The sequence below is a fragment of the Bradyrhizobium sp. CCGUVB23 genome (genome assembly GCF_024199885.1).
Taxonomy (GTDB): domain Bacteria; phylum Pseudomonadota; class Alphaproteobacteria; order Rhizobiales; family Xanthobacteraceae; genus Bradyrhizobium.
Genome location: NZ_JANADQ010000001.1, coordinates 746,926 through 769,756, shown reverse-complemented (window position 1 = coordinate 769,756; position 22,831 = coordinate 746,926). Strand labels below are relative to the sequence as shown.

Genomic DNA, 22,831 nt, shown 5'->3' with positions numbered 1-22,831 from the left:
TCGCGGACAACGTGCTTCCGCTTCATCTCCTGGTGAGCATCGGTATTGTTGTCGTCGGCTTGACGCTTGTGACCCCGTTCGCCTTCGAGGCTTTCGGTGACAACGCCTTCATGGCTGCGACTATCCCTGCGGGTCTACTGACAATTGCGGCGACACGGCTCGCCGAGCGCGCGCCAGATAGGCGTGCGCTGTGGTTCGTCTTTGGCCTTGCGATCGTTCTGAGAGGCTATGCGCTGTGGTTCGATCCGCTGCTGTCCAGCGACGTCTATCGCTATGTCTGGGATGGCAGGGTTCAGGCCGCCGGCATCAATCCATACCGCTATGTCCCCGCCGATGAGGCGCTGGCGTTTCTACGAGACGGGAGGATCTTTCCCCACATCAATCGGGCCGATACCGCCGTCACCCTCTATCCTCCGGTGGCGCAATTTTTCTTTCTCGTCGTCACGCGAGTCGGTGAGAGCGTGACTGTGATGCGTGTCGCGCTACTGGGGTGCGAGTCTGCCACTGTTTTGCTGATAGTGCTCCTGCTGCGGCGAATGGGCCGCCCGCTGACGCGGGTGACTGCCTATCTCTGGCATCCGCTTCCCGTGTGGGAGATTGCCAATAGCGGCCATGTCGACGCGCTGATGGTGGCGCTGATGCTGCTCGGCCTGTGGATTGCGCTGGCCGGTCATGCGCTCCGCGGCGCCGTCGTGATCGCGTTTTCGGTGCTGGTGAAACCATACGTTGCGCCGGTGCTGGCCGGGATCTGGCGGCCGTGGGACGTCAAAATGCCGCTCGTCGTATTCGCCACCGCCGCACTTTGCTATCTTCCCTATTTGTCGGTCGGTTGGAGAGTTCTCGGCTTCCTGACCGAAGGCTATCTGACGGAAGAGGGCATCCGTGCCGGCAATGATCTCTGGCTGTTGTCGCTCTGGCGGCTAGTGTTTGGCGAGCATCAAAGTGATGTCGTCGCGTACGTTGTGCTGGCCGCGCTGATCCTCCTTTTCAAAGGGCTTTCTGTGGCCCGCAGCTCTCATCGCAGCGTCGCGTCCACGCTTGCCGACATCAACATGCTGTTACTCGTCACGCTCCTGTTATTGTCGCCAAACTATCCTTGGTATTTTCTTGTCATCACCCCGTTTGTCGCCCTGTGTGGCTCCGCGCCAACATGGGTCGCGTCGATCGGAGCGCTGTTGCTGTCAGAGCAACTCGACTGGGATTTCTACATTCCAAGAATGGTGACCAAGTCGGTACTGTTCGGAGGTCTCTTGCTTGCTTGGGCCTTCATGGCCTGGACGACTCGCATGCAGCGAACCGCAGATACAGGGACATCGGCATGAGTAGTTCCGGCGAAGTGGCAGGTGCCCAGGCGCGCTTCGATCCGCGCCGCTATCACGAGCAGGTCACGGGCGAGCGCACGGAGGTCGCGCAGCGACCGCCGGTTTGCCTTTATCTCGAAGTGACCAATCGTTGCAATCTCTTGTGTACCACTTGTCCTCGCACCTATGAGGAGCTCGAGCCGGCGGCAGACATGAGATGGGACCTGTTCACGTCGATTGTCGATCAGGCGCCCGGTCTTACGCGGGCGGTCCTGCATGGCGTCGGCGAACCGATGCTGGTTGCGAACCTGCCACGGATGGTCGGGTACCTGAAGGACCGCGACGTTTACGTCCTGTTCAACACCAATGGAACGGTTCTCAGTGAGCGCAACGGCCGTGCGCTGATCGACGCCGGACTTGATGAATTGCGTGTGTCGCTCGACGCCTCAAACCGCGAGAGTTTTAAGGCGATCCGGGGAAGGGATTATTTCGGCCGCATCACCCGCAATGTGCGTGCGTTTCGCGAGCTGCAGGAGCGGGAAGGGCACAGGAAGCCGCTCGTTTCCATCTGGCTCACAGGCCTCAAAGAGACTGTCACGGAACTCCCGGCATTCGTGAAGGTTGCGGCCGAAATCGGCGTCAAGGAAGTCTATCTGCAACGGCTGGTGTTTTTCGACGAAGCGGCAATCGGTAAGGCGCGGCCGGATCAAGCCTTGTTCGAGCGCCTGACCGAGGGGGAAGCCGAATGTCTGAAGCAGGCCGAGGATCTGGCGCGCTCCCTTGGCGTGACCTTCAGCGCGTCCGGCGCGGCGAGCGAGCCGGGATTAAGTCTGAAAGGCAGCGGTGACAGTTCGCCCTGGTCACTGTGCCGGCGCCCGTGGTCGCTCATGTATTTCACGGCCAATGGCCGCGCATTGCCGTGCTGTATCGCGCCGTTTTCGCAGCACGGTTACGACAATTATACCCTTGGGCATGCAGGGCGGCAGTCCTTGCGAGAAATCTGGAATGGGCCGGCGTATTGGGACTTTCGCGCGGCGCTGCTGTCCGACGAGCCGCCGAAAAGCTGCGCCAATTGCGGTCTGCGCTGGAGCCTGTAAGCGAGGTGGCCGTCGTTTCAGCGATCATTCCCTGTCTCGACGAGGAAGCGGCGATTGGGCCGGTTGTGACCGCGGTGCTGGCGCAGAATGTGAGCGAAGTTATCGTGGTTGACGGCGGCTCGCGGGATCGTACCGCCGAGCGGGCCGAGGCCGCTGGGGCGCATGTTGTTGTAGAGCCGCGACGCGGTTACGGTCGCGCAATCCAGGCAGGCATTGCTGCAGCGCGTGATGACGCCGACATTCTTCTCTTCCTCGACGGCGACGGCAGCGATCCTGCAGAATTCATTCCCGAGTTGGTGTCGCCAATTGTTGCGGGCCAGGCTGTCTTCGTCCTCGGCTCGCGCGTTCGCGGTCCACGCGAGCCCGGCAGCCTGGCGCCGCAGCAGCTCATCGCGGCCCATGTCGGCCGGCTGCTCCTGCGATTCGCCTACGGCGCAAGCTTCACCGACCTGTCGCCATTTCGCGCCATCCGCCGGGACGAACTCAACCGTCTTGGCATGAAAGAGGAAACCTATGGCTGGAATTTGGAAATGCTGATGCGGGTCGCGGCCGCCCGGCTGCCGGCACTGGAGATCGCCGTTGGGCAACGCCACCGGATCGGCGGCGTATCGAAGGTGTCCGGCAATCTCATCGCGGGCGTCAAGGCGGTCTGGTCCATTTCGACGACGTTCGTTCGCCTCGCGCTTGAGCTGTGAGCTTCTTACAGACAATAGCTGTCGGGAGCGGTCATCAGCGCGCGCCGCAAGCAACGATGTCGCGGGGAGACTTTCGGCCGGCTCCCCCAGGTGGAGAAAACACCGCCAGGTATCCGCCATCGCCCGCGAGCCGATAAGTGGCTATCTCGTGATAGCCGACGGCGGACAGTTCGCAACGCAAGAGCTCAATCGGCGTGCCATGCTGCGGCGTTGGACGTTCGAGGTCGACAATTCCGATGCGTGCGCCCGGCTTCAAGGCAAGCGCGAGATTGTACAGGAAGGCATAGGGCTGGGTGATCTCGTGATACATGTGCACGAGGATGGCGGCATCCAGCGAGGACGCGGGCAGGCGAGGGTCGTGCGGTTCGCCCAGCGCGAATTTGACGTTTTTCAGCTTAAGGCGTTCCGTTCGCCTGGCGAGCTCGATGAGATAATCCCGCGTGACATCCTCGGCGACGACGGAGCCGCCGGGGCCGACGAGCGGCGACAGACGAACCGTGTGGTAGCCACTGCCCGCACCAATGTCGCCGACCGTCATGCCCGGCGTTAGTTCAAGGTGGCGGGCGACCTCACCGGCCTCATTCAGGGCGTCACGGTGTTCCTCAGATGAGCGGCGTGGGCTGACGATCTCCGCAACCGGGCGTCGTGGTGAGGGAAACTCGATTGCGGCAACTCCGGGCGGAGCCAGGTAGCCGATGTCGGCGGCGTGTGCGCAAGTTGGACCCAGCGCCACAAGGAGCGTCACTGCGCGGGCCAGTGCTATCATGGGGCTCGTCCTCAAAACGTTGGCGACTAGCCCGCGATACTGAAGAACCAGCCGACAAAGCCCTTCCCCTCGCGCACGGTGAGGACGTTGCGGCGCAACCAGGCATCGAGGCCGAGACTCCGGCCGGCACCCTCGAGCGCAAACAGAAACATCAGCAGGGCCAGGCACATATACGTCCACGGCCACTCGGACGGGTTGGCGTAGAGGCCGAGCCAGAGCTGCAGCGTATAGACCAAGGCCAGTACGCCCACGAACCGCACCGCAAGCCCAAGCAGCATCGACCCGGCGAACACAAGCTCGGCCAGAAAGACGACCGGCCCGAAGATCGTCATGTGAGGCAACACCGTGTCCTTCAAAAACGTACGGTGAAACTCGAAGGCCGCGCTCGTCGATTCCTGTTCGGTCCAGTACTGCAGACCGTCAGACACGGGTAGCGGCAATTTCCACAACATCCCCTGGAACCAAAGGCAGCCGATCAGGACGCGGGCCAGCCAGATTCCCAGGTGTCTGCCGGTCCGTTGCGTCGAATCCTCCTGCCAATTCCGGATGGCCACTACAATGCTGGCAAACAGCAACGCCCAGAACAGTGCAAGGATCACATAGCGCCAATTTCCTTGGTGGAGATAGTCATTCGTCGTTGCGGTCAGGAAATGCCAGACGTCGGTGAAGGGATTGGTGGGCATGTACGCGAGCTCCGAACTTCGACGTAACATTGATTGAAGCGTTACCGTGCGCATCCATTAGCTAACCAGCGCACCGCCGTGTGGGGCGGTCGGGCGATGCGCTATCAGCCTATCAGCGGCCCGGACGAGCTCCTCCGACGGTCACTGGGCGTTGATCCAATTATCGGATCCAGTCAGTTTAACGGACACATCCGTGATGGTAATCCGGAAGGTCTCCCCGTCCACCAGCCCTGGATGATCTGTTGAAATCAGGAGCGGGCCAGCCCTTTTGTAGTCCGCATATTTGGCCGACACGAGGTGGGGCGGGTTGGCTGCGCCCCGATGGTAGACGATCTCCTCTATCCGCTTGTCGGCACCAACATAGAGATCCCAGGTATCGCCGGGCTGGTAGCCGCCCTCTGACGGGTATTTCATCACGACCCGCTGAGCGGACGTGTCACCCGTCGGTCGCTTCTGCTGGCCCTCGTCGGTCGCGGCCGCGCCGTCCCATAGCAGATGGAACGGTAGGAGTAGCCAATACTGATCGTTGGCGAATGCCGGATCGACTTCCTTCTTGACGACATCGCTTTGGCTAGAGATTTGTGAGCGCTGATAGGTCACCTTGATCGGATTGCCTTCCTTGTCTTTGCCCTCGAAAGACACCGTGCCGGTCTTCGGGCTCCACTCCCATTTGTTAGAAAGATTGTGACCGCCAGGAAACTCACCATTCCAAGTGTACCGGATTGCCTCGACTTGTCCGAACGAATCGAGTCCGTAGGTCTTGGCGATCTGTTCGGCAATCGCTGGCTCCGCCCTCGATGGCGCAGGAGAGACCAGCAGCATGCTCAAAGCCAGAAGAAAGATCAGATTGAAGTGTCTCGTTTCGCTGCGTGCCAGAATAAGAGTTCTGCTCATATCGAGCTCCCTGATTTTGGATGCAAAAAACGCCGACTGAGCCAAGGCTCGGGTCGCCCAACGCGACTTAGGTCCGGCCGGAACCGAGGCGTAGACGTGGCAGGCGGAGAGACTATCTATCGCGTTGCGCACGAATAGCGGTTCGGCAGGTACGTCGCGCCTAAGGAGACTACCCGAACATTCGCGCGGATGCAGGGAAATTGCCTGTTATGTGTTGTGAGAGACCGTTAGCGGTCGCGAGCCGCGGCAATTCATGTTCCATGCGGCTGAGATCTGCCTGGCCTTTGCGCGGCCAAAGCGTGACCTTGCCGGAGTGGCAGCTTTGCCGAATATCGTTGAGTTCGCCCCCTGGGCGACATGGCGGGCGTAGCGCCCGGGCGCTTCATCAGTTCCGCCCATGCCTGGCCCATGCGTTCCCGGTGCTCGTCGGCTTACCGGAGAAACCGTTGCCGGGCATCGACAGGATGACGACGTCGAACGCGTCTTCGGCCTTCCCGCCATGCGCGGTTGGATCGGTAGCGGCCCGATGAGCTTGATCTGCTCCAGCACCGGGCGTGGCCAACCATAATTGATGACCAAGGCAAGCGCGTCCTTGTGGCCCGACCGGACATGGATGAAGTGAATGTCGAGATGAGCGTGCGCACCTGCTCTTTGATGGCTTCGCGAATCGCTTTATCGTTCTCGCATTGTCAACACTTTGGGGGTTCGATATGGACGACGTTAAAGCTGCTATCGAACGAACGACCGATGCAATGGGCGCCCCTCCGGAAGCACCTGCAGAAGCGCCGAAGCCTGAGATGAAGAAAGTCCGGCACGCCGCAAAGAAAGTCGCTAAGAAGGTCGGGCCAAAGAAGAAGGTCGGTAAGAAGGCCAAGAAGTCAGTCAAGAAATCCGCAAAGAAAGCGCCCAAGAAGGCGAAAGCCAAGAAAAAAAAGACAAAGAAAGCGAAGCGCTGAGGTCAAACGAAAACCTCCTGACGAAGGTCGGGAGGTTTTTTGCTTTCGTCTCTTGGAAGGCGAGCCCGCATCTCGGCGATGGTCATCGCTCGGCTGCAACAAAAAGTACCGGCGATGATCAGCCAATGAGGAAGCTGAAGCTGCATCACCTGGTCGAGCATTCTAGGATCTCTTCGACTTCAGCCCGATCTTGGATGAGCCGCTATTGTTTTGGTGCTTCGGAAGGTGCTTCTGGCGCTGGAGGCTCGGCGGCCGGTGTGGTGCCTCTGAGTTCTGACGGAGCCGCACAATCGCCGGCCCAAATCTTGGTGCCCTTTACCGTGCCGACTAGTTTGCAACCCATCGGCGGATGCGGCTTGGCCTGCACTGGTCTTTTAGCCGCCTTCGGTGGTGGACTCTGAGCAAGGGCACTCGTTGCAAACAAAAGGGCGAGAAGTCCGACCGCTACCTTCATGATTTTCGTACTCCACTTTCCCCTTTCGCTCGGCCTTCATGGAGGGCGCTGGATTATTTCGACTTTGCCTTCCAGCCCGATCTGGATCAGCCGGCGGATAGCCTCGATTTGATTTACGGGCTCATTGGTCGGCCCAATGTAACATCCGGTCAGGTACTTCAGGAAGGCTTGGCAGGCCTCCTCCGCTTCAGTGAGAGTCTTGAAGGGCGAGCCTATCAATTTGATTGCAGGTCTGTTCGGATGGATGGGACGCCACGAGGCAAGATAGCCGGGTCGTCCGTGAAGACCAGGACCAGTGCGGCTATCGAAGCTGATCACGAACGAAAAGCCGCGGCTGCTCGCGCTCCACACTTCCAGATCGTTCACGGGACTCATTATGCGGCTGAATTGCATGATACATCCGACAAAGGCCCGCGCTGCCGGAATAGAAACTGATTTTAGCTGAGTCGGAAAATGCAGCGAGGCGGAATTAACGGCAGTTTTCCCCAAGCTGCGTCGGATGCGGTGGCACGCTAGGGCTGGAAACTTGGGACGGGTCAAGCCTGCGCGAGCGCGTCCATCACCCGGTGCATCGCCGGGTGGGTGCGGTTCTTGACCTTCACCCAATACATCGACCGTCCGGCCTGATACGGCCGGTCCCGGTGCTTCGAGACCAATCCTTCCAGCCCAATGCGGCAGGCCGCCCGGAATAGGTCTGGCCCGATCTCGCCGCTCTCGAAGGGTGCAACAGTGATCCCGTCCGGTCGCCTCGCCAGAAACCGCTCCAGGTTCGACTTGTAGTGCAGCGGCAACTCCCGTAGGTCGTTACCGCCCATCGAGCACCACAGCCTCGCCATCGATGACGAAAGGCGTTTGCCGATTCCTCTGCAATCCATGGATAGCGCTTGGTCCAGTCGCTGCCGTTGCGAGACAGCACGCATCACGATCTTGAGCGCATCATCGGGCAACGGCCGTTGCAGCGCCTACGCCTCATCCCATGGCGCGCGCATCCAGACATCGCGCTATTCATCGGGTCGTTAGGATCACCGGCATCGCCTTCGGATGGATCGGTTTCCCAATGCGTTGGCCTCGGTGTTCGCGCTTGTCACGGCGCTCGAAGAGTTGGTTTCCCGGAAGATCAGCTTGCTTGACATAACTCAAGGGCTGCCTTTGCGGGACAATCTCAATATGGCGGCACGTACGAGATGACGCTCAATCGCAAATGGGGCTGGTGGGAATGGAGGGTAAGTGACCGTTCCGGGAAGACTATTACGTTCGGACGCGTGATTTCGCATTCCGCAGCAAGGTACAAAGCCGCGCGGGCCTTGTTTCAACTATTGCTCACGTCGGGGCTATGTGATCTGGAGAAATTGAAACGCAGGCAGCGTCGCTGAGTAAGGGACAGCGCCCCCTAGGTTCATTTGGGCCCCGTGGTGGATGGGCTGGTCAGACCAAGCTATTCGCGGCGCGCATCGGCCCTTAGGCCGTCGGGCGTAACCTCATAGTCCTCGCCTCGATGCCTGAGCCAGCCTGCCTTGACCATCGCGATTGCGGTCTCCTCGCTGCATAAACGGTGGTTGTCGCCAGGAGAATACAGTTTCCCATTGTGCGCGATTAGGCGACCGTACAGGTGCGCCTGCCTCAACACTCTGCGCATTCCGGGCGAGGGCTTGACCATAGCGCCTGTCAACTTTGGCTGCCCGTATTTGTTCCGGTGAATTTATCGCTGCGCGTCGTCGGCGGCGAAGGGGAATTCCCGGAAATCGATGCAGTTGGGCACGGCGAGAGCGACAGCCCGTCACCGAGACAGAAATGCCAATCCACTGTCCCATGCCACAGCAGAAAGGCCGCCCGAAAGCGGCCTCTGAAAGTCTAAAGCGCTGATCTAATAAAGTAGGTCAAAGAACCTTTGGCAGCATAGCCGCCCGCCCCCGGGCTCAACATCGTTACGAATTCAAAGTTCTTCAGCCCCGGTACCAGCAAGGCTACGCTTGGCAGGTGCGGTCGCACAAATGAATTATTTTTCCGGAGAAGGAAGTGCTAGCACCTCAGCCGCACGTTCGGCCGCGATTCGGGACCGAGGTGCCTTAAAGCCAGTCGCGGGACTTGGCGACGATGGCGGAGAGGATGCTGAGGCGGCACCGCAAGCCGGCCGCAACTGGTCCGGGACAGTAGTGTCCCAATTCCCACACTGCGACCGGAAAGGCGTCTGTTCGTCGGCTTTCGAACAGACGGGGTAGGCCATCTGTTCAAACCTTGCGGCGTTTTCATACCGATGGATATTTGCGATCCGCTACAGGTGAACGACTGGGGACGGCCCTGCAATTCCACCGTGCCATCGAACACATGGAAATATGGAGCGCAAGCAGCGAGGGCTTGTCGTTCGTGATCAGCTATGAGAGTCCCACCGGCCCCGGCTTTCGCGGGCGCGCCGGCTATGTGGCGTCGTGGCGCCGCGCTATCGGGGGCAGCGGCGCGATCAAGATCGGCGGTTCACCGTTCAAGACTTTCGCGGAAGCCGATGAAGCCTGCAAAACTATGCTTATGCACCTCAACAGAGATCACTGAAATCACGCTCGTTGGCGGAAACATCACCAAATGACCCGGCTCGGAAGTCTCTGCTACGTTGCAGCTTTGTGTTTCGACGATGCTTCATCGAGATTTTTTTTCTCCCCCGGCTGGGTCGATCACTTACCCCTGTTCTTCCATTCAGCCCGAAGTTTACCGACTGCGTGCTGCACCTGGGTCCATGACAGACCAAGGTCACGCGCCGCCTCTTTGCGGGAGCATCCTAGGTGAGTCTCGTAGTAACCGCGAACTCGCTCCATATTGAACGCGGCCGTGTCGTGCACACTCGGACTGAGCTGAGCGCTTGCTGCCGTGCGCGCGAGATCGATGATCCACTTCGGCGCTTCGGCAAGGTCACGCATTCAGCATCCTCCAAACAAGAAATCGTCCATTCCGTTGTTGCCGAATCCGGTGACTGGCCCCTCTGCTTTGTCTTGAAACACAGTGGGACTCTTCGAGCCAGGCCGGATTATCCGAGGCCACTCTGGCGCAACGCTCTCGCCAAGGCTGTGACGCCTATCACGCTGGCCTGCGTCACGACAGCCGCCTTTTTCAACGGAATCGGCCCGTCAGCGAAGTGGCGGCACGTCTTGTTGAGGTCCGCTCAGCGCAGTGAAGCGGTCGAGATTTGCTCACGTTGAGTTCTTCGCATTTTGACCCGGAACGGACCTCGCGGGTCCGACCCATGGCGACGGTTATTGCGTCCCGATTTCCCCGGAGATCACAGGTCCGAACAGTTCACCGTGTTCACCGTTGAACCGCGACATCTGCATCTGCTCGACTGGGAAATAGTCGGTCGGGCTTGTATTGATCTTGATGCCCGGCAACAACAAACCAAGTTCAAAATCCTTGAGGTTGGCGGCCTGTCTCATCACGTTCTCGCGGGTGAGTTCGTCGCCGCATTGCTTGAGCACTTGAACGATGGTCTGCGCTGTCAGGTAGCCATAGACACTGAAAGTGCTGGTCTTGTCTCCCTCGGGAAAATACTTGTCCATGAATGAAGCCCACTCCTTGATCGCGGGATCGTCCTTCCAGGTTGGATCAGTGGGGTCCTTGAGATAATTGGTCGACAGAATGCCCTTGGCGTTTTCAAGTCCAGCGGGCCGCAGCACGGAGCCCACCGAGTTCGAAATGCTCGCGAGGAGCTGAACCGGCTTCCACCCGATCTCAGCTGCCTTTCTGATCGCCTGTGCGGCGAACTTCGGGGAGGTCTCATTAAAAAAGATGTCGGCGCGCGAGGTTTTGAGCGTAACAACCTGCGAGTCGACAGTTGGCTCCGAAGGATCGTAGGGGAGTTCTGCTACGATCATGCGCTTTGCGGCCTCGGCACCAAGGCCATCTTTGAGGCCTTTGACGTAGTCGCGACCCGAGTCGTCGTTCTGGTAGAGAATTCCGATCTTGCCCTGCGGTATGTTCTGCAGGATGTATTTTGCATAGATCCGCCCCTCGGTCTGATAGGTCGGCTGCCAGCCCATAGTCCATGGAAAGCTCTTCCAATCGCCAAACTGGGTGGCGCCCGTAGCAACGAAGAGCTGTGGCACCTTCTTTTGATTCATGTATTGCCGAATGGCATTGTTGGTCGGTGTACCGAGACTCTGGAAGATGAGCAGCACTTCATCGCTCTCTACCAGTTTGCGTGCTTGCTCCACAGTCTTGGGCGGGCTGAACGCATCGTCGTAAGAAATAAAGTTGATCCTTCTTCCGTTGATGCCGCCCTCGTCGTTGATTTTCTTGAAAAAAGCCGCCTCCGCCCGGCCTATCAGCGCGTAGGCCGACAACGGACCGCTGTAGGGCATGATGTTGCCGATTTTGATTTCGTTGTCGCTGGCGCCGGGGTCGTATTTCTTCTCCGCCGCTACTGGCTCCGTGCCAACACAAAGGACAAGCAGAATTGCCAGTAGAATCCCCCGCGTCTGGGACATGTTGGCCTCCCTGTGTGTCGTCGGCTGCTTGCCGATCATAAGGCAGTCTAAGGTTTGCGCCGCGAACTTGTCTAGCTAGACCGACTTCCGTTCTTGGCCCTTCGCGTCATTTCGCGAGCGCGTAACAATCAGGTGCTTTCAGGTAAAAGCGGACAACAAACAGCAGGCAGGGCCGGCTGGCTCAGTCGAGAATGACCCTTTGCAGAAGTCGGGCTACCAGAAGTACCGCGCACAACGCCGCATTGGTGTGCGGCGGCGCGGTTCGCTTTCCATCCTGAGGGGCCGTCCATGAGGAGCCCGATTTGATCTCTGTCAAAATGGCAAGTGGATTTTATGCTTTGCGAGTCCTTTGGTGCCGTCATGACGACAGTCCGCCATATCTTGGAAGAGAAGGGTCATCGGGTCTGGTCTCTCCATCCCAGCGATAAAGTCTACGACGCAATTAAGATGATGGCCGACAAGGACGTTGGCTCGCTGGTCGTGTTGGACGGCAGCAAAATAGCCGGCATCGTCACCGAGCGGCACTACGCACGCAACGTCTTCTTGAAGGGGCGCGCGTCGCCACAGACGCGAGTCGACGAAATCATGGAACGCAACGTCGTGTGCGTTGCGCCCGACCAATCAATCGAAGACTGCATGGCGCTCATGACTACAAAGCGCGTCCGCCATCTGCCGGTGATTGAACATGGCGAGCTTCTTGGGATCGTTTCGATCGGTGATCTGGTCAAGAGTATTATCAGCGACCGGGAATTTGTGATCGAGCAGTTGGAGCACTATATCCGCGGCAGCGGCCGATGATTCTAAGCTGAATTGATCCATTCCGCCGATCCAGTCGAATCCTCCGGTGGAGAGCGATTGCCGTCGGCTTCGGATTTTGCGTCGCGGCTCAGTAAGGGTGCCTCACATTGGCGGTGCGCTGCATAGCTGCGCCGCGCTCAATTCGGGCTTTGCGGACGCTGCATTGCAACAGGCGCCGTCTTTAGGGAAAGCCTCGTCAAACCGAATGAAATGATTTAAACTTTCCATGAAACGCCTACTTGGGCGTCTGGCGTTGAATTGCGCTCCCGTCGCGGTATGGGGAGTGCCCGATGATCAAGTTTCTGCAACACGTGCGTGGTTGGACATTCGGTCCGGACACCGTTGGTGTAGTGACTGTCGTTATCAACGACGCGTGGCAGTTCCCAAAAACTTACAAGGCCGATAGTTCTCCGCCTCACGCGATGAAGCCGCGCGCGAGATCCTTGCTGGACACATTGTTGAGACGGCCTCGCTCTATGAGTGCCATTAGCGTCCGTCTGCGCGAGAGCGCCACTTGGCCCGTGTGATTTCGAGGCTACGCGATAGCTTGGGAGACAGCGTATGTCAGATAGAACAACAGCAGAAGTGTCAGAAGCCGAGATCGCGGTCCACTGGCAGGAAGAGAACTACGTCAACCCGCCAGAGAGATTTGTCGCGCAGGCCAACCTGACAGACAAAACGGTCTTTGATCGCTTCAGTCTCGACAACGTCCCGGAGTGCTTCAAAGAGTACGCCGATCTTCTTGACTGGTACCGGCCCTGGGACGTCGCACTTGATACGAGCAATCCGCCGTTCTGGCGATGGTTTGTCGGCGGCAGGATCAACGCCAGTTACAACTGCGTCGATCGCCATCTCACCAAGTACAAGAACAAGACGGCGATCCACTTCGTCCCTGAGCTAGAGCACGAAGCGATCCAGCACGTCACCTACCAGGAGCTCTATGTTCGCATAAACGAGGTCGCTGCATTGTTGCGCGAAGGCTGCGGTCTAGAGAGTGGCGACCGGGTGACGTTGCACATGCCCATGGTGCCAGAGCTTCCGATCACGATGCTCGCCTGCGCCAGGCTCGGGGTCATTCACTCGCAAGTCTTTAGCGGCTTCAGCGGGAAGGCCACGGCAGATCGCATCGTCGATTCCGAAAGTCGTGTGCTGATCACAATGGACGCCTATTACCGTGGCGGCCAACTTCTCGATCACAAGGAGAAAGCCGACGTCGCAGTCAGCGAGGCAGAGAAGGAAGGCGTCAAGGTCGAGAAGGTGCTCGTGTGGCAGAGATACCCAGGGCGATATTCAAGCAAAACGCCGCTGGTCGGGGGCCGCGATTTCGTCATGAACGAGATGTTGTCGGCCTATCGACAGCGCCGGGTCGACGCTGTGGAAATGCGTGCGGAAGATCCGCTGTTCCTGATGTACACCAGCGGCACAACCGGGAGGCCGAAGGGATGTCAGCACAGCACCGGTGGATATCTGTCCTACGTCGCGGGAACGTCGAAGTACATTCAGGACATCCATCCGGAGGATGTCTACTGGTGCATGGCCGATATCGGCTGGATCACGGGCCACTCCTACATCGTCTATGGGCCACTGGCGCTCGCCGCCTCATCGGTGGTGTACGAGGGGCTTCCAACCTATCCCGACGCGGGGCGTCCGTGGCGCATCGCCGAAGAACTCGACGTCAACATCTTTCACACCTCACCGACAGCGATACGCGCGCTTCGGCGCGCCGGGCCGGACGAGCCGCTAAAGTACAATCACCACTTTAAGCATATGACCACTGTGGGCGAGCCCATCGAACCGGCCGTGTGGAAGTGGTACCACGAGGTCGTTGGCAAGGGCGAGGCGGTCATCGTCGACACCTGGTGGCAAACGGAGAACGGCGGTTTTCTGTGCAGCACGGTACCGGCTCTCTACCCGATGAAGCCGGGAAGCGCAGGGCCGGGCGTGCCCGGCATTCATCCGATCATCTATGACGAGGCAGGCACCGAGATTCCACCGCGCTCTGGCCGTGCCGGAAACATCTGCATCCAGAACCCCTGGCCGGGCTCATTTCAGACGATTTGGAAAGACCCCGATCGCTTCGTCCAACAGTACTACGCGCGCTACTGCAAGGACCGAACGAGCCGCAACTGGCGCGATTGGCCGTACATGGCCGGCGACGGCGCGCTGCAGGCGGCCGATGGGTATTATCGCATCCTGGGTCGAATCGACGACGTCATCAACGTGGCCGGGCATCGGCTTGGGACCAAGGAGATCGAGTCCGCCAGCCTGCTTGTTGAGGAGATCGCCGAGGCGGCAGTGGTTCCTGCCAGGGACGAAATCAAAGGCAAGGTCCCTGATCTCTACGTATCGCTAAAGCCTGGACTCGCCCCCGGCGAGGACATCCGCAAGCGAGTGGAAGACTCCGTGATCCGTGAGATAGGGGCGATAGCTCGTCCGCGCCGTGTCGTGATTGTCCCTGATATGCCAAAGACCCGTTCCGGGAAGATCATGCGCCGCGTTCTCGGAGCGATTTCGAACAACGAGGATGCCGGCGACATCTCGACGTTGGCCAATCCCGAGATCGTTGATGAGATTCGAAAGATGAAACCCTAGTCCGCGGTCTTCGCGGCCTGTCCCGCGAAACGCGTCGGACGGAACACGGGAGGAGCCCATGGCAACAAATGAAGTCGTGGAGTGCATCCGGCCGTTGCTGGCAAGGTTCTCCGAGAATGAAGAAACCGTCCGCCGGTTAGTGGCGATGGACGAAAGCTTCGATGCGCTTTGTCACCAGTACCGCCACGTCATCGACCTCCTTGAGAGCTGCAAGGCGGACGTTGGTCACGAGGCGGAGGTTGAGCAGTTCGAGCAGCGCCGGGCTCGGCTGGAAGAACAACTGCTAACGCGCATTGAAGGATATCAGCCGCAGTAGCCGTAATCCCACGAAGCGCGGAGCGCGAAGCAGTCGTGGATAGAGAGAGCTGAGTGCTCGCCGAGCTATCGGGGCGCAGGCACCTTTCAGCAAAGGGAGCCTGCAGCGCAAAGAAGAAGTGAAAAGCACCAAACTCTTGTTTGGGCTCCTGTAGTGCGGAGGACATCCATGAGTACATTCAACAACACAAGTGCGCCGCAGGTGAAGCTTTTATGGATCGCGGTTGCTCTTCTGGGTGCCGTGGCATTTGCGATCGTGGCGCTCAATCGTGGTGAAGCGGTCAACGCCGCGTGGTTGGTCGTCGCCGCGACTTGCATCTATCTTATCGCCTATCGGTTTTATGGGTTGTTCGTCGCCAACCGCGCGCTCGGGGTCGACGGTACGCGGCAGACGCCTGCCGCTCGCCACAATGACGGTCTCGATTACGTCCCGACCAATCAGTACGTGCTCTACGGCCATCATTTCGCGGCGATCGCCGGCGCGGGTCCACTGGTTGGTCCAGTGCTTGCCGCGCAAATGGGCTATCTGCCGGGCACGCTCTGGATCCTCGCCGGCGCGGTGTTTGGCGGTGCGGTCCAGGACATGACCGTGCTGTTTCTATCGACGCGGCGCGATGGTCGTTCGCTCGGCGACATCGTGCGCGCCGAGATGGGACCGGTGGCTGGCACCATCGCCGGTGTCGGCATTCTCCTGATCTGCGTCATCGTACTTGCGGTCCTCGCTCTCGTTGTCGATAAGGCTCTGATCGGCAGTCCGTGGGGAACTTTCGCGGTGTTCTGCTCGATTCCGATCGCGCTTCTGATGGGGGTCTACAGTCGGTTTATCCGCCCGGGCAGGGTCGGCGAAATGTCGCTACTCGGCTGCATATTGCTTCTCGCGGCGCTGATCTATGGCAAGACCGTGTCCGAGACGCCTTCGCTCGCCGCGTATTTCGATCTGAGCGGGGAGACCCTCGCGCTGATCATCATCGGATACGGCTTCGTCGCATCCGTGCTGCCGGTCTGGCTGCTTCTGGCTCCGCGCGATTACCTTTCGACATTCCTTAAGGTCGGCACCATCGCGCTGCTCGCCATTGGCATCATCATCGTTCGTCCCGATCTCCAGATGCCGGCCGTCACCAAGTTCATCGACGGCAGCGGACCAGTTTGGGCTGGCAGCCTGTTCCCGTTCCTGTTCATTACCATCGCCTGCGGCGCAGTTTCAGGATGGCATTCACTCATTTCGTCGGGGACGACGCCGAAGATGATCGAGAACGAAACACAGATCGCATTCATCGGCTACGGCGCAATGCTGATGGAATCCTTCGTCGCCATAATGGCTATGATCGGCGCCAGTATCATCCATCCAGGCGTCTATTTTGCGATGAACAGTTCAGCGGGACTGATCGGCACTACGGCCGAGCAAGCGGCACAGGTAATCTCGGCATGGGGGTTCACGGTAACCCCGGATGATATCACCCAGGTGGCAAAGGACGTCGGAGAGACCTCGATCATGTCGCGCACCGGCGGCGCACCAACGCTCGCCGTCGGCATGGCCCAAATCCTGTCGTCGTTCCTTGGCGGCCGTACCCTGATGGGCATCTGGTACCACTTCGCAATTCTCTTCGAGGCCCTGTTCATCCTCACGACAGTCGATGCCGGAACGCGCGTGCTCCGGTTCATGATTCAGGATCTCATCGGCAACGTTGTTCCAGCCTTCAAGGAGACTTCGTCCTGGACCAACAATATTATCGGTTCGGCGCTTTCCTGCGCACTCTGGGGCTACTTTCTCTACGTTGGAGTGATCGATCCATTGGGGGGTATCTGGACGCTATGGCCTCTGTTCGGGACCGCCAACCAGATGCTGGCGGCAATCGCGTTGACGGTGTGCACCGTCGTCCTATTCAAGATGAAACGCGAGCGGTTTGCGTGGGTCACGATTGTGCCCGCCACGTGGCTCGTGGTCTGCACGACTACCGCGGGGCTCGAGAAGGTGCTCAGCCCCGATCCAAATGTGGGGTTCATCGGCCACGCACTCAAATACGGCGATGCGATCGCAGCGGGTCAGTTGTTGGCACCTGCAAAGACGCTTGGCGAGATGAGCCGGATCGTCTTCAACGACTACATCGATGCAACGCTGGCAGCTGTGTTCGTGCTGGTGGTCGTTGCGACAGTAATCTATGGCCTGATCAATATCCGGCGAGCGCTGGGCAATCCGCAGCCGACCGCATCGGAGATTGGGCTCGCTGGAGTAACCGCGGGAGGTGGCCATGCCTGACCTGCACGACTTGTTCGAGCAATCCGCCAGCGCGGTCCGGGCCGCCCGTTATTGGAGCACGCGCACTGCGCGTCTGATGATCGGCGTTCCCGATTACGAGACATACGTCGCGCATCGGCAGGCGAAGCATCCGGACCAGCCAATCATGACGTATGTGGAGTTCTTCCGCGAACGCCAGCAGGCGCGCTATGCCGTCGGGAAAGGTCGCTTTAGAGGCTGCTGCTGAAAGCCAATCCTGGCTCTGCAGCTGACTGCAAGCGGCCAGATAGCTGAGGGCCCAAACGCGCAGGCCAAAAGTGAAGATTAGTGTGATGATCAATAGCTTTAGGGACGGCCAGAAACCTTGATTAGCTAGCAGCTCTAAAATCGGCATCTCGCGCAGTTCTTTTGTGTTCATCACATAAAAGTAGGGCGCGACGAATCCCGCCACTGCAAAAGCCGCCGCCAAGTTGTTCAGAAACGTCGCATTGAGTTTCTGCCGCTCGTTTCTTGCCGCTTTTCCCATAGTGTCCCCCGTTGCCACATCGGTTAGAATCGCTTCGACGTGATCAGTTGAGCCGCTATTTACCCCTCTGCTTACGCCGCTTGGCTGGTTTCGGGTTGAAGCGCCCTCCAGATGGTGCCGACGCCACAGCCATATTCCTCGGCAAGCTCGGGGATCGTCTTCCCGGCAGCATAGAACTCGGCGATCTTGCGCTTATGGCCGTCATCAAGACGCTCCGGACGCCCAAACTTCTTGCCCTGGCGCTTGGCCCGCTCGAGAACTGACAAGGCCGAGGCTGAGCTCACTACGGAAGGGCTCGATCGTGTCGTCGGTGGCAAGGGCAAGGCTACTCACCAAACGCACATCGCCTCTCCGGGCCGAATGAAACTTGTGATACGGCGTTAGCCCGGTTTGGATCTAATTCCTGTGTCACCTTCAAACCCAAGGAGTTCGACATGGCTAACCGCCAGCAGAGAGGGAATCGGGAGGCCAAGAAGCCTAAAAAAGAGAAGATCAAGGTCATTGCCGCCGCGCTAAGCCAAAAGGCCTCGGCATGGCAGCCGACCTTGGCTTCCGGCAAAAAGAAATAGCTAGCGTCGTCTGATGCCTTGTCCGGAAGGCCGCCTGGTCTCGTCCGCACCAGCGGCGCTGCCGTGCGGACTGTACACGATAGCTGTTGCAGCAGGTTGGTCGCCCCAGCTCCTAGACGCACCGCCGCGGGGCCGGCGGCCTTACTTCGAGGCTTTGGTGATTTTGTGCTCCAAGTGGCCGGTCTCATGATCACGGCGGAGCTGGCTCAACGATGTCTCGTTCAGCTTAAGTAGAACCTCGCTGAGCTTCTCGGTGTCAGGAAAGCCAGCCGCGAAACTCTGGCCGTACACCTTGCGCAACGTGCGAATGAGGGTGTTTCCGTGTTTGGCGCTGATTTGTCCGTCCGTGTTGCGGTGGCGATTGTCGAGAGTTGCCTTGCTCATGCTGCCCTCCATTGTGCCCGCGCCGACAGCATCCACCTGCCGAGACCAAATCGCAACAACGCGTGCTCGGGAAGTGGTAGCGGGCGATTGGCTCAAGGCGTGCTTGCTTAACTCGTCCCGCCTCCGTCAAATGCGACCACGGACACCTAAAGCATATTTCTCGAGGTATTAGGTCAACCTTACTGACGCACTGCTAAGCTCGTTAGACCACCAGTCGCGCAGCCGCAGCGTCCGCTCTTGCTTTCACGACGCTGGGCCAGAGGGCAATCGGATGCATTGCATCACGGTATGGTCCACGCTAGAGCAGCTGCGACTTTTAGAGGTAGACACATGTCATATGCCTATAAGCTGAATGAAGACGTTCGCCACCAGCCCCAAGGTCCACAAGGACGTGCCGCAACTGATCCACAAATGATTTACACCATCGTTCAACTTATGCCCATCGAGGCAGACGGACGTCTTAGATACCGCATCAAGTGCAAGTCAGAGAATATCGAGCGAGTCGTTACGGAAGATCAGCTTTCGTATTCTCAGTAATTTAGCGCGCTTGCTGACGGTAGGAGTCTGGTCGTTCTGAATGATCGAGAAAATATCCTGAGGGCGCCTCGCGAGAAGCCGCTCAAAACGTGCGAGGTCATGAAACGCGCCAATGTCGTGAATGAAGAAGTTTGCCAAGCCCTCTTGTTGAAAATTCGAGACTGAGGCTTGGTGAAGTTCGATATCCACAAAGGGCGATGGCTCATCGGATGATTCGTGAAATCGCGGCGACCGTCCAGCGTCGATCCCAGAAGACTCACTGTGGCGGTTAGGAACACCCTCAGATTTGAAGGATCGAGCGTCTCGCAGCACCTGGCCGGAATGCGGTCCTTTTGACGCGATCGTCGTGACCGCAGCGCTCGGCGAGGTGCCGCCGTCACTGATTGAGCAGCTCAAAGTGGGGGGCCGACTGGTGATGCCGGTGGGCTCAGCTTACACGACCCAGACCCTCACTGTGGTCGAAAAGACTGGCCCTGGCGAGACGGCCAAGCGCGCCGTCGGCCTTGTGCGCTTTGTGCCCTTTACGCGTTCAAAAGATTGAAAGCCAATCAACGTTCAGTTCTGGAGCACGCGCTTGTGGGCCAGATGACCAAAGCCTTGCGGGAATGCACTTTGGAGAGCAGCAGCTTTTGGCGCGCGGCGGACATTGGTCGAGCGCCTGCTGCACAAGAAGAACGGGTCCGCCTCACGCGCAGACGATGGAACCAGGGTTCAGCTCGCGTTGTTTGCCGCCCGCCGGGCCGACTCGTCACCTCAATATGGCGGTATATGGCGGTCGAGAAGTCCTCGTATACATAAGTATAGTCGTCACAAGACATAATTCCTGATCAATCATTGGCCACCGTGAGGCCGGGTTCGACCCCCCGTGCACCGTCAACGATCGCTGGCGCTTGCCGCTCCGGGCCGGGGGACAACCGCGCTACCCGGCGCGAGAAACAAGTCGATTTGATCTATCGCTCTTCAGCAAGAGTCGATTATGCAACATCCGGTTCAAGTGCCGTCGGCCGCGGTGGATTTAAATGAGCGCAAGCACCCCGAGGAGGCGCTACGTGAGAGCGAGGAGCGCTTTCGCACCTTGGTGCAATTCTCGTTCGATGTGTACTGGGAAACCGACGCGCATCATCGCTTCATTCGCCAGGAGTTCGCTGAGACGCTTTCCCAGCCGCCGGTCGCCGAGATTGGCAGGACGCGGTGGGAAGTGTCTTATCTGGAGCCTGATGCAGAGGGCTGGCGCAAGCACCGGAAGACGCTGGATGCCCACCTTCCATTCCGTGATTTCGAGCACGCGCGGCCGACTCCCGATGGCGGCAAGCGCTACACGTCCGTCTCCGGGCTGCCCGTGTTTGACGAGACGGGGCGCTTCATGGGCTACCGCGGTGTCGGGCGCTACATCACGGAGCGCAAGCGCGCCGAACAGGCGCTGCGCGAGAGCGAGGCCCGTTACCGGACCTTCGTGGACCACGCGACAGACACGTTCATGCTCCATGATGAAGACGGTCGTGTTCTCGACGTGAACCGAAATGCTTGCGAAAGCCTGGGCTACAGCCGGGACGAACTGATTGGGGCTGTTCCGTTCTTCTTCAATCTGGATATGGATGAAGCGAGCTGGCGGGTCAACCGCGAGCGCCTCAAGGCCGGCGGCATCGCTACGCTTGAGAGCCGCTATCGCCGAACGGACGGCACCGTGTTTCCCGTTGAAGTCCGCATGCGAGAATTCTGTGAAGGCGGCCAGCGACAGATCATTTGTCTGAGCCGTGACATCACCGAGCGTAAAAGAGCCGCCGAGACCTTCCGGGAGATGCAGGCGGAACTGACACACGCCAATCGCGCGGCGGCCATGGGACAGGTCACGGCTTCGGTGACACACGAATTGAGCCAACCCATTACCGCGATGCTCTGTAACGCCGAGGCCGCACTGAACTGGCTAGGATCGCAAGCTCCGAATCTCGAAAAAGCGCGGCGGGCGCTCGCATCCATTGTCGCGGATGCCAAGCGGGGCGGCGAGATCATCGGCTGGATCCGTTCCCTCATCAAGAAGACGCCGGCGCCGAAAGGGAGCCTCGATGTCAACGGTGTCATCCTGGACGTGATCACGATAGTCCGGAGCGAACTGATTAAACACGGTGTCTTGCTCCAGACCGACCTCGCGCCGGGCTTGCCGCTCGTGGAGGGCTATCGCGTCCAGCTGCAACAGGTTGTTCTCAATCTGATCCTCAACGCGATCGAGGCAATGAACGGCCACGAGCAGGGGGGACGGGAGCTGCGGATCAGCACGGCCGCAGATGCCTCAAATGTCGTTGTTGTCACCGTGCGAGACAACGGTCCTGGACTCGACGCGGCAATGGTCGACCGCTTGTTCGAGCCCTTCTACACCACCAAGCCGGAGGGGATCGGCATGGGCCTGTCTATCTGCCATTCGATCATCGAAGCGCATGGAGGAGGGCTTTGGGCCGGCGCGAACGAGCCACGGGGCGCGGTGTTTCAGTTCAATCTTCCCGCGGGACAGGGTGATCCACGTCGCATGTCTTGACGGGGGGCTCCGCCGACCGGCGCCGACAGCCTCAAATGTATCCTCGGCCACGTGGGATGCCCGCTGTTGGGCGCAAAGCGGACTCTTGAAAAATGATCGACCGTTAATGGGCCATTTGATCCAAGTCAGCGCCCAGTACTGTCAATCCAGCTCAGCCTTTGACAGCGCCGAAAGAAAGACCGCGCGCGAGATAGCGTTGCACAAAGAAATAGAGGATCACCGGTGGAACGATTCCGATCAGCGTATTGACTGCCGCTATGTTGAAATCGACGCCCCGGGTCGAACGCGAGGCAAGCACCAGCGCCGAGAAGGTCGTCGCGCTTTGAGACGTGAGCGCCGACGCAAAAAGCGCTTCGTTCCATGTGAAGGCAAAAACCAGCACGGCGGTAACGATAAGGCCGTCCACGGAAAGTGGCAGCGAGATTTTCCAGAATATCTGCCAGGGCGTGGCGCCTTCGACCTTTGCCGCGTCCTCGATCTCGGTGCTGACGTCGCGGAATATGTCACGCATGATGACGACGGCGAAGGCGAGATTGAAGGCGGAATAGCAGAGGATCAGCCCGATCCACGTATCTACCAGCCTGAGAGAGACCATGAGCAGGTAGAACGGTACGAGCACCACAGCGGGCGGCAGCACGCGCTGCGAGAGGAACCATAGTGCAATGTCGCCCGACCGAATCGGAAACTGAAAGCGGGCAAGCGCATAGGCGGCCGGTACGCCGAGGATCAGGGCAAAGACGGTAGTGCCGACGCTAACAACGACACTGCTGATGAAGGCATTGATTGCCTGCGGGTCGGAAAGGACATTGCGCCAGGAATCGAGTGTCGGCTCAAAATTGAGGAAAGGAATGAAGGCATGGGGCTCGAAGGTTGCGGTGCTCGTTTTGATTGAGTTGATAGAAGCCCACAGGAAGGGCAGCAGCGTGATTACGGCCGCAAGCGCCAGAAGCGTATAGACGACCACCTTGGAAATCAGGCTTGCCCTGAGCCACAGAATTTTGGTCATGCTCTTGCCCTCCGTGGGAAACT

The 22,831-nt window shown here is 59.1% G+C and carries 25 protein-coding genes and 1 pseudogene; 13 read left to right on the top strand and 13 right to left on the bottom strand.

The window, feature by feature from the left end:
- The first annotated feature begins 32 nt into the window (after positions 1-32).
- From NLN62_RS03365 to NLN62_RS03355, 3 genes are read left to right on the top strand one after another with little or no spacing between them, the layout of a single operon-like run.
- Positions 33-1,322, top strand: a complete 1,290-nt coding sequence (locus NLN62_RS03365) for a glycosyltransferase 87 family protein (protein WP_254107374.1) — start codon at positions 33-35, stop codon at positions 1,320-1,322.
- Positions 1,319-2,398 carry a radical SAM/SPASM domain-containing protein gene (locus NLN62_RS03360; protein ID WP_254107373.1) on the top strand — a complete coding sequence of 360 codons (1,080 nt, stop codon included), beginning with the start codon at positions 1,319-1,321 and terminating at the stop codon, positions 2,396-2,398. Before NLN62_RS03365 ends, NLN62_RS03360 begins: the two co-directional genes overlap by 4 nt.
- Before the next feature lie 5 nt (positions 2,399-2,403).
- The gene (locus NLN62_RS03355; RefSeq protein WP_027527529.1) at positions 2,404-3,093 is read left to right on the top strand and encodes a glycosyltransferase family 2 protein; all 690 of its coding nucleotides are present in this window, start codon (positions 2,404-2,406) and stop codon (positions 3,091-3,093) included.
- 34 nt (positions 3,094-3,127) lie between these two features.
- Here the strand turns inward: NLN62_RS03355 and NLN62_RS03350 are convergent, their stop codons facing one another.
- The 4 genes and pseudogenes from NLN62_RS03350 to NLN62_RS03335 form a co-directional block, all read right to left on the bottom strand.
- Positions 3,128-3,859, bottom strand: a complete 732-nt coding sequence (locus NLN62_RS03350) for a class I SAM-dependent methyltransferase (RefSeq protein ID WP_256575876.1) — start codon at positions 3,857-3,859, stop codon at positions 3,128-3,130.
- 26 nt (positions 3,860-3,885) lie between these two features.
- On the bottom strand, positions 3,886-4,542 hold the full coding sequence (locus NLN62_RS03345) for a DoxX family protein (protein ID WP_254107370.1): 657 nt from the start codon (positions 4,540-4,542) through the stop codon (positions 3,886-3,888).
- A 141-nt stretch (positions 4,543-4,683) separates the two neighbouring features.
- Positions 4,684-5,436 (bottom strand): hypothetical protein, encoded by a 753-nt coding sequence (locus NLN62_RS03340; protein WP_254107369.1) that lies wholly within the window; start codon positions 5,434-5,436, stop codon positions 4,684-4,686.
- A gap of 339 nt (positions 5,437-5,775) precedes the next feature.
- A pseudogene (locus NLN62_RS03335) lies at positions 5,776-6,066 on the bottom strand (epoxide hydrolase N-terminal domain-containing protein); the annotation flags it as partial.
- 80 nt (positions 6,067-6,146) lie between these two features.
- On the opposite strand from NLN62_RS03335, the gene NLN62_RS03330 reads away from it, so the two are divergent.
- Entirely contained in the window at positions 6,147-6,392 is a 246-nt protein-coding gene (locus NLN62_RS03330) for a histone (RefSeq protein ID WP_254107366.1), read from the top strand.
- A gap of 2 nt (positions 6,393-6,394) precedes the next feature.
- Here NLN62_RS03330 and NLN62_RS03325 read toward each other — a convergent pair whose 3' ends face one another.
- From NLN62_RS03325 to NLN62_RS03315, 3 genes are all read right to left on the bottom strand, one after another.
- Entirely contained in the window at positions 6,395-6,553 is a 159-nt protein-coding gene (locus tag NLN62_RS03325; RefSeq protein ID WP_254107364.1) for a hypothetical protein, read from the bottom strand.
- Positions 6,554-6,882: 329 nt separating this feature from the next.
- Complete coding sequence (locus tag NLN62_RS03320; RefSeq protein ID WP_371932909.1) at positions 6,883-7,239, bottom strand: hypothetical protein; 357 nt, start codon at positions 7,237-7,239, stop codon at positions 6,883-6,885.
- Between the two features lie 143 nt (positions 7,240-7,382).
- Positions 7,383-7,793, bottom strand: a complete 411-nt coding sequence (locus tag NLN62_RS03315; protein WP_371932908.1) for a hypothetical protein — start codon at positions 7,791-7,793, stop codon at positions 7,383-7,385.
- 1,408 nt (positions 7,794-9,201) lie between these two features.
- On the opposite strand from NLN62_RS03315, the gene NLN62_RS03310 reads away from it, so the two are divergent.
- Positions 9,202-9,393, top strand: coding sequence for a hypothetical protein (locus NLN62_RS03310; RefSeq protein WP_371260580.1), 192 nt, complete (start codon positions 9,202-9,204; stop codon positions 9,391-9,393).
- Positions 9,394-9,512: 119 nt separating this feature from the next.
- Here the strand turns inward: NLN62_RS03310 and NLN62_RS03305 are convergent, their stop codons facing one another.
- Complete coding sequence (locus NLN62_RS03305; RefSeq protein ID WP_027527522.1) at positions 9,513-9,755, bottom strand: hypothetical protein; 243 nt, start codon at positions 9,753-9,755, stop codon at positions 9,513-9,515.
- Between the two features lie 333 nt (positions 9,756-10,088).
- Complete coding sequence (locus tag NLN62_RS03300) at positions 10,089-11,315, bottom strand: ABC transporter substrate-binding protein (RefSeq protein ID WP_254107362.1); 1,227 nt, start codon at positions 11,313-11,315, stop codon at positions 10,089-10,091.
- A gap of 360 nt (positions 11,316-11,675) precedes the next feature.
- On the opposite strand from NLN62_RS03300, the gene NLN62_RS03295 reads away from it, so the two are divergent.
- From NLN62_RS03295 to NLN62_RS53135, 5 genes are all read left to right on the top strand, one after another.
- Positions 11,676-12,113 (top strand): CBS domain-containing protein, encoded by a 438-nt coding sequence (locus NLN62_RS03295; protein WP_254107360.1) that lies wholly within the window; start codon positions 11,676-11,678, stop codon positions 12,111-12,113.
- A 561-nt stretch (positions 12,114-12,674) separates the two neighbouring features.
- Positions 12,675-14,705: an acetate--CoA ligase gene (acs, locus tag NLN62_RS03290; RefSeq protein WP_254107359.1), complete on the top strand. Its 2,031-nt coding sequence runs from the start codon at positions 12,675-12,677 to the stop codon at positions 14,703-14,705.
- Between the two features lie 58 nt (positions 14,706-14,763).
- On the top strand, positions 14,764-15,021 hold the full coding sequence (locus NLN62_RS03285) for a hypothetical protein (RefSeq protein ID WP_156944821.1): 258 nt from the start codon (positions 14,764-14,766) through the stop codon (positions 15,019-15,021).
- A gap of 168 nt (positions 15,022-15,189) precedes the next feature.
- Positions 15,190-17,277, top strand: coding sequence for a carbon starvation CstA family protein (locus NLN62_RS03280; RefSeq protein WP_254107357.1), 2,088 nt, complete (start codon positions 15,190-15,192; stop codon positions 17,275-17,277).
- 76 nt (positions 17,278-17,353) lie between these two features.
- Positions 17,354-17,503, top strand: a complete 150-nt coding sequence (locus NLN62_RS53135; RefSeq protein WP_305881688.1) for a YbdD/YjiX family protein — start codon at positions 17,354-17,356, stop codon at positions 17,501-17,503.
- Between the two features lie 350 nt (positions 17,504-17,853).
- Here NLN62_RS53135 and NLN62_RS03270 read toward each other — a convergent pair whose 3' ends face one another.
- The gene (locus NLN62_RS03270; protein ID WP_254107355.1) at positions 17,854-18,066 is read right to left on the bottom strand and encodes a hypothetical protein; all 213 of its coding nucleotides are present in this window, start codon (positions 18,064-18,066) and stop codon (positions 17,854-17,856) included.
- A 150-nt stretch (positions 18,067-18,216) separates the two neighbouring features.
- On the opposite strand from NLN62_RS03270, the gene NLN62_RS52880 reads away from it, so the two are divergent.
- Positions 18,217-18,351, top strand: a complete 135-nt coding sequence (locus NLN62_RS52880; protein ID WP_256375336.1) for a hypothetical protein — start codon at positions 18,217-18,219, stop codon at positions 18,349-18,351.
- Positions 18,352-18,492: 141 nt separating this feature from the next.
- Here the strand turns inward: NLN62_RS52880 and NLN62_RS03265 are convergent, their stop codons facing one another.
- Positions 18,493-18,735 carry a hypothetical protein gene (locus NLN62_RS03265; RefSeq protein WP_254107354.1) on the bottom strand — a complete coding sequence of 81 codons (243 nt, stop codon included), beginning with the start codon at positions 18,733-18,735 and terminating at the stop codon, positions 18,493-18,495.
- Positions 18,736-19,218: 483 nt separating this feature from the next.
- Positions 19,219-19,461, bottom strand: a complete 243-nt coding sequence (locus NLN62_RS03260) for a hypothetical protein (protein ID WP_027527511.1) — start codon at positions 19,459-19,461, stop codon at positions 19,219-19,221.
- Positions 19,462-19,558: 97 nt separating this feature from the next.
- Here NLN62_RS03260 and NLN62_RS03255 point away from each other — a divergent pair, with 97 nt between their 5' ends.
- Together NLN62_RS03255 and NLN62_RS03250 are read left to right on the top strand one after the other, a co-directional pair.
- Positions 19,559-19,813: a protein-L-isoaspartate O-methyltransferase gene (locus NLN62_RS03255; RefSeq protein WP_371932907.1), complete on the top strand. Its 255-nt coding sequence runs from the start codon at positions 19,559-19,561 to the stop codon at positions 19,811-19,813.
- A 435-nt stretch (positions 19,814-20,248) separates the two neighbouring features.
- On the top strand, positions 20,249-21,802 hold the full coding sequence (locus tag NLN62_RS03250; protein WP_254107352.1) for a PAS domain S-box protein: 1,554 nt from the start codon (positions 20,249-20,251) through the stop codon (positions 21,800-21,802).
- A gap of 151 nt (positions 21,803-21,953) precedes the next feature.
- Here the strand turns inward: NLN62_RS03250 and NLN62_RS03245 are convergent, their stop codons facing one another.
- Positions 21,954-22,808, bottom strand: coding sequence for a carbohydrate ABC transporter permease (locus tag NLN62_RS03245; protein WP_035664785.1), 855 nt, complete (start codon positions 22,806-22,808; stop codon positions 21,954-21,956).
- Positions 22,809-22,831 lie beyond the last annotated feature (23 nt).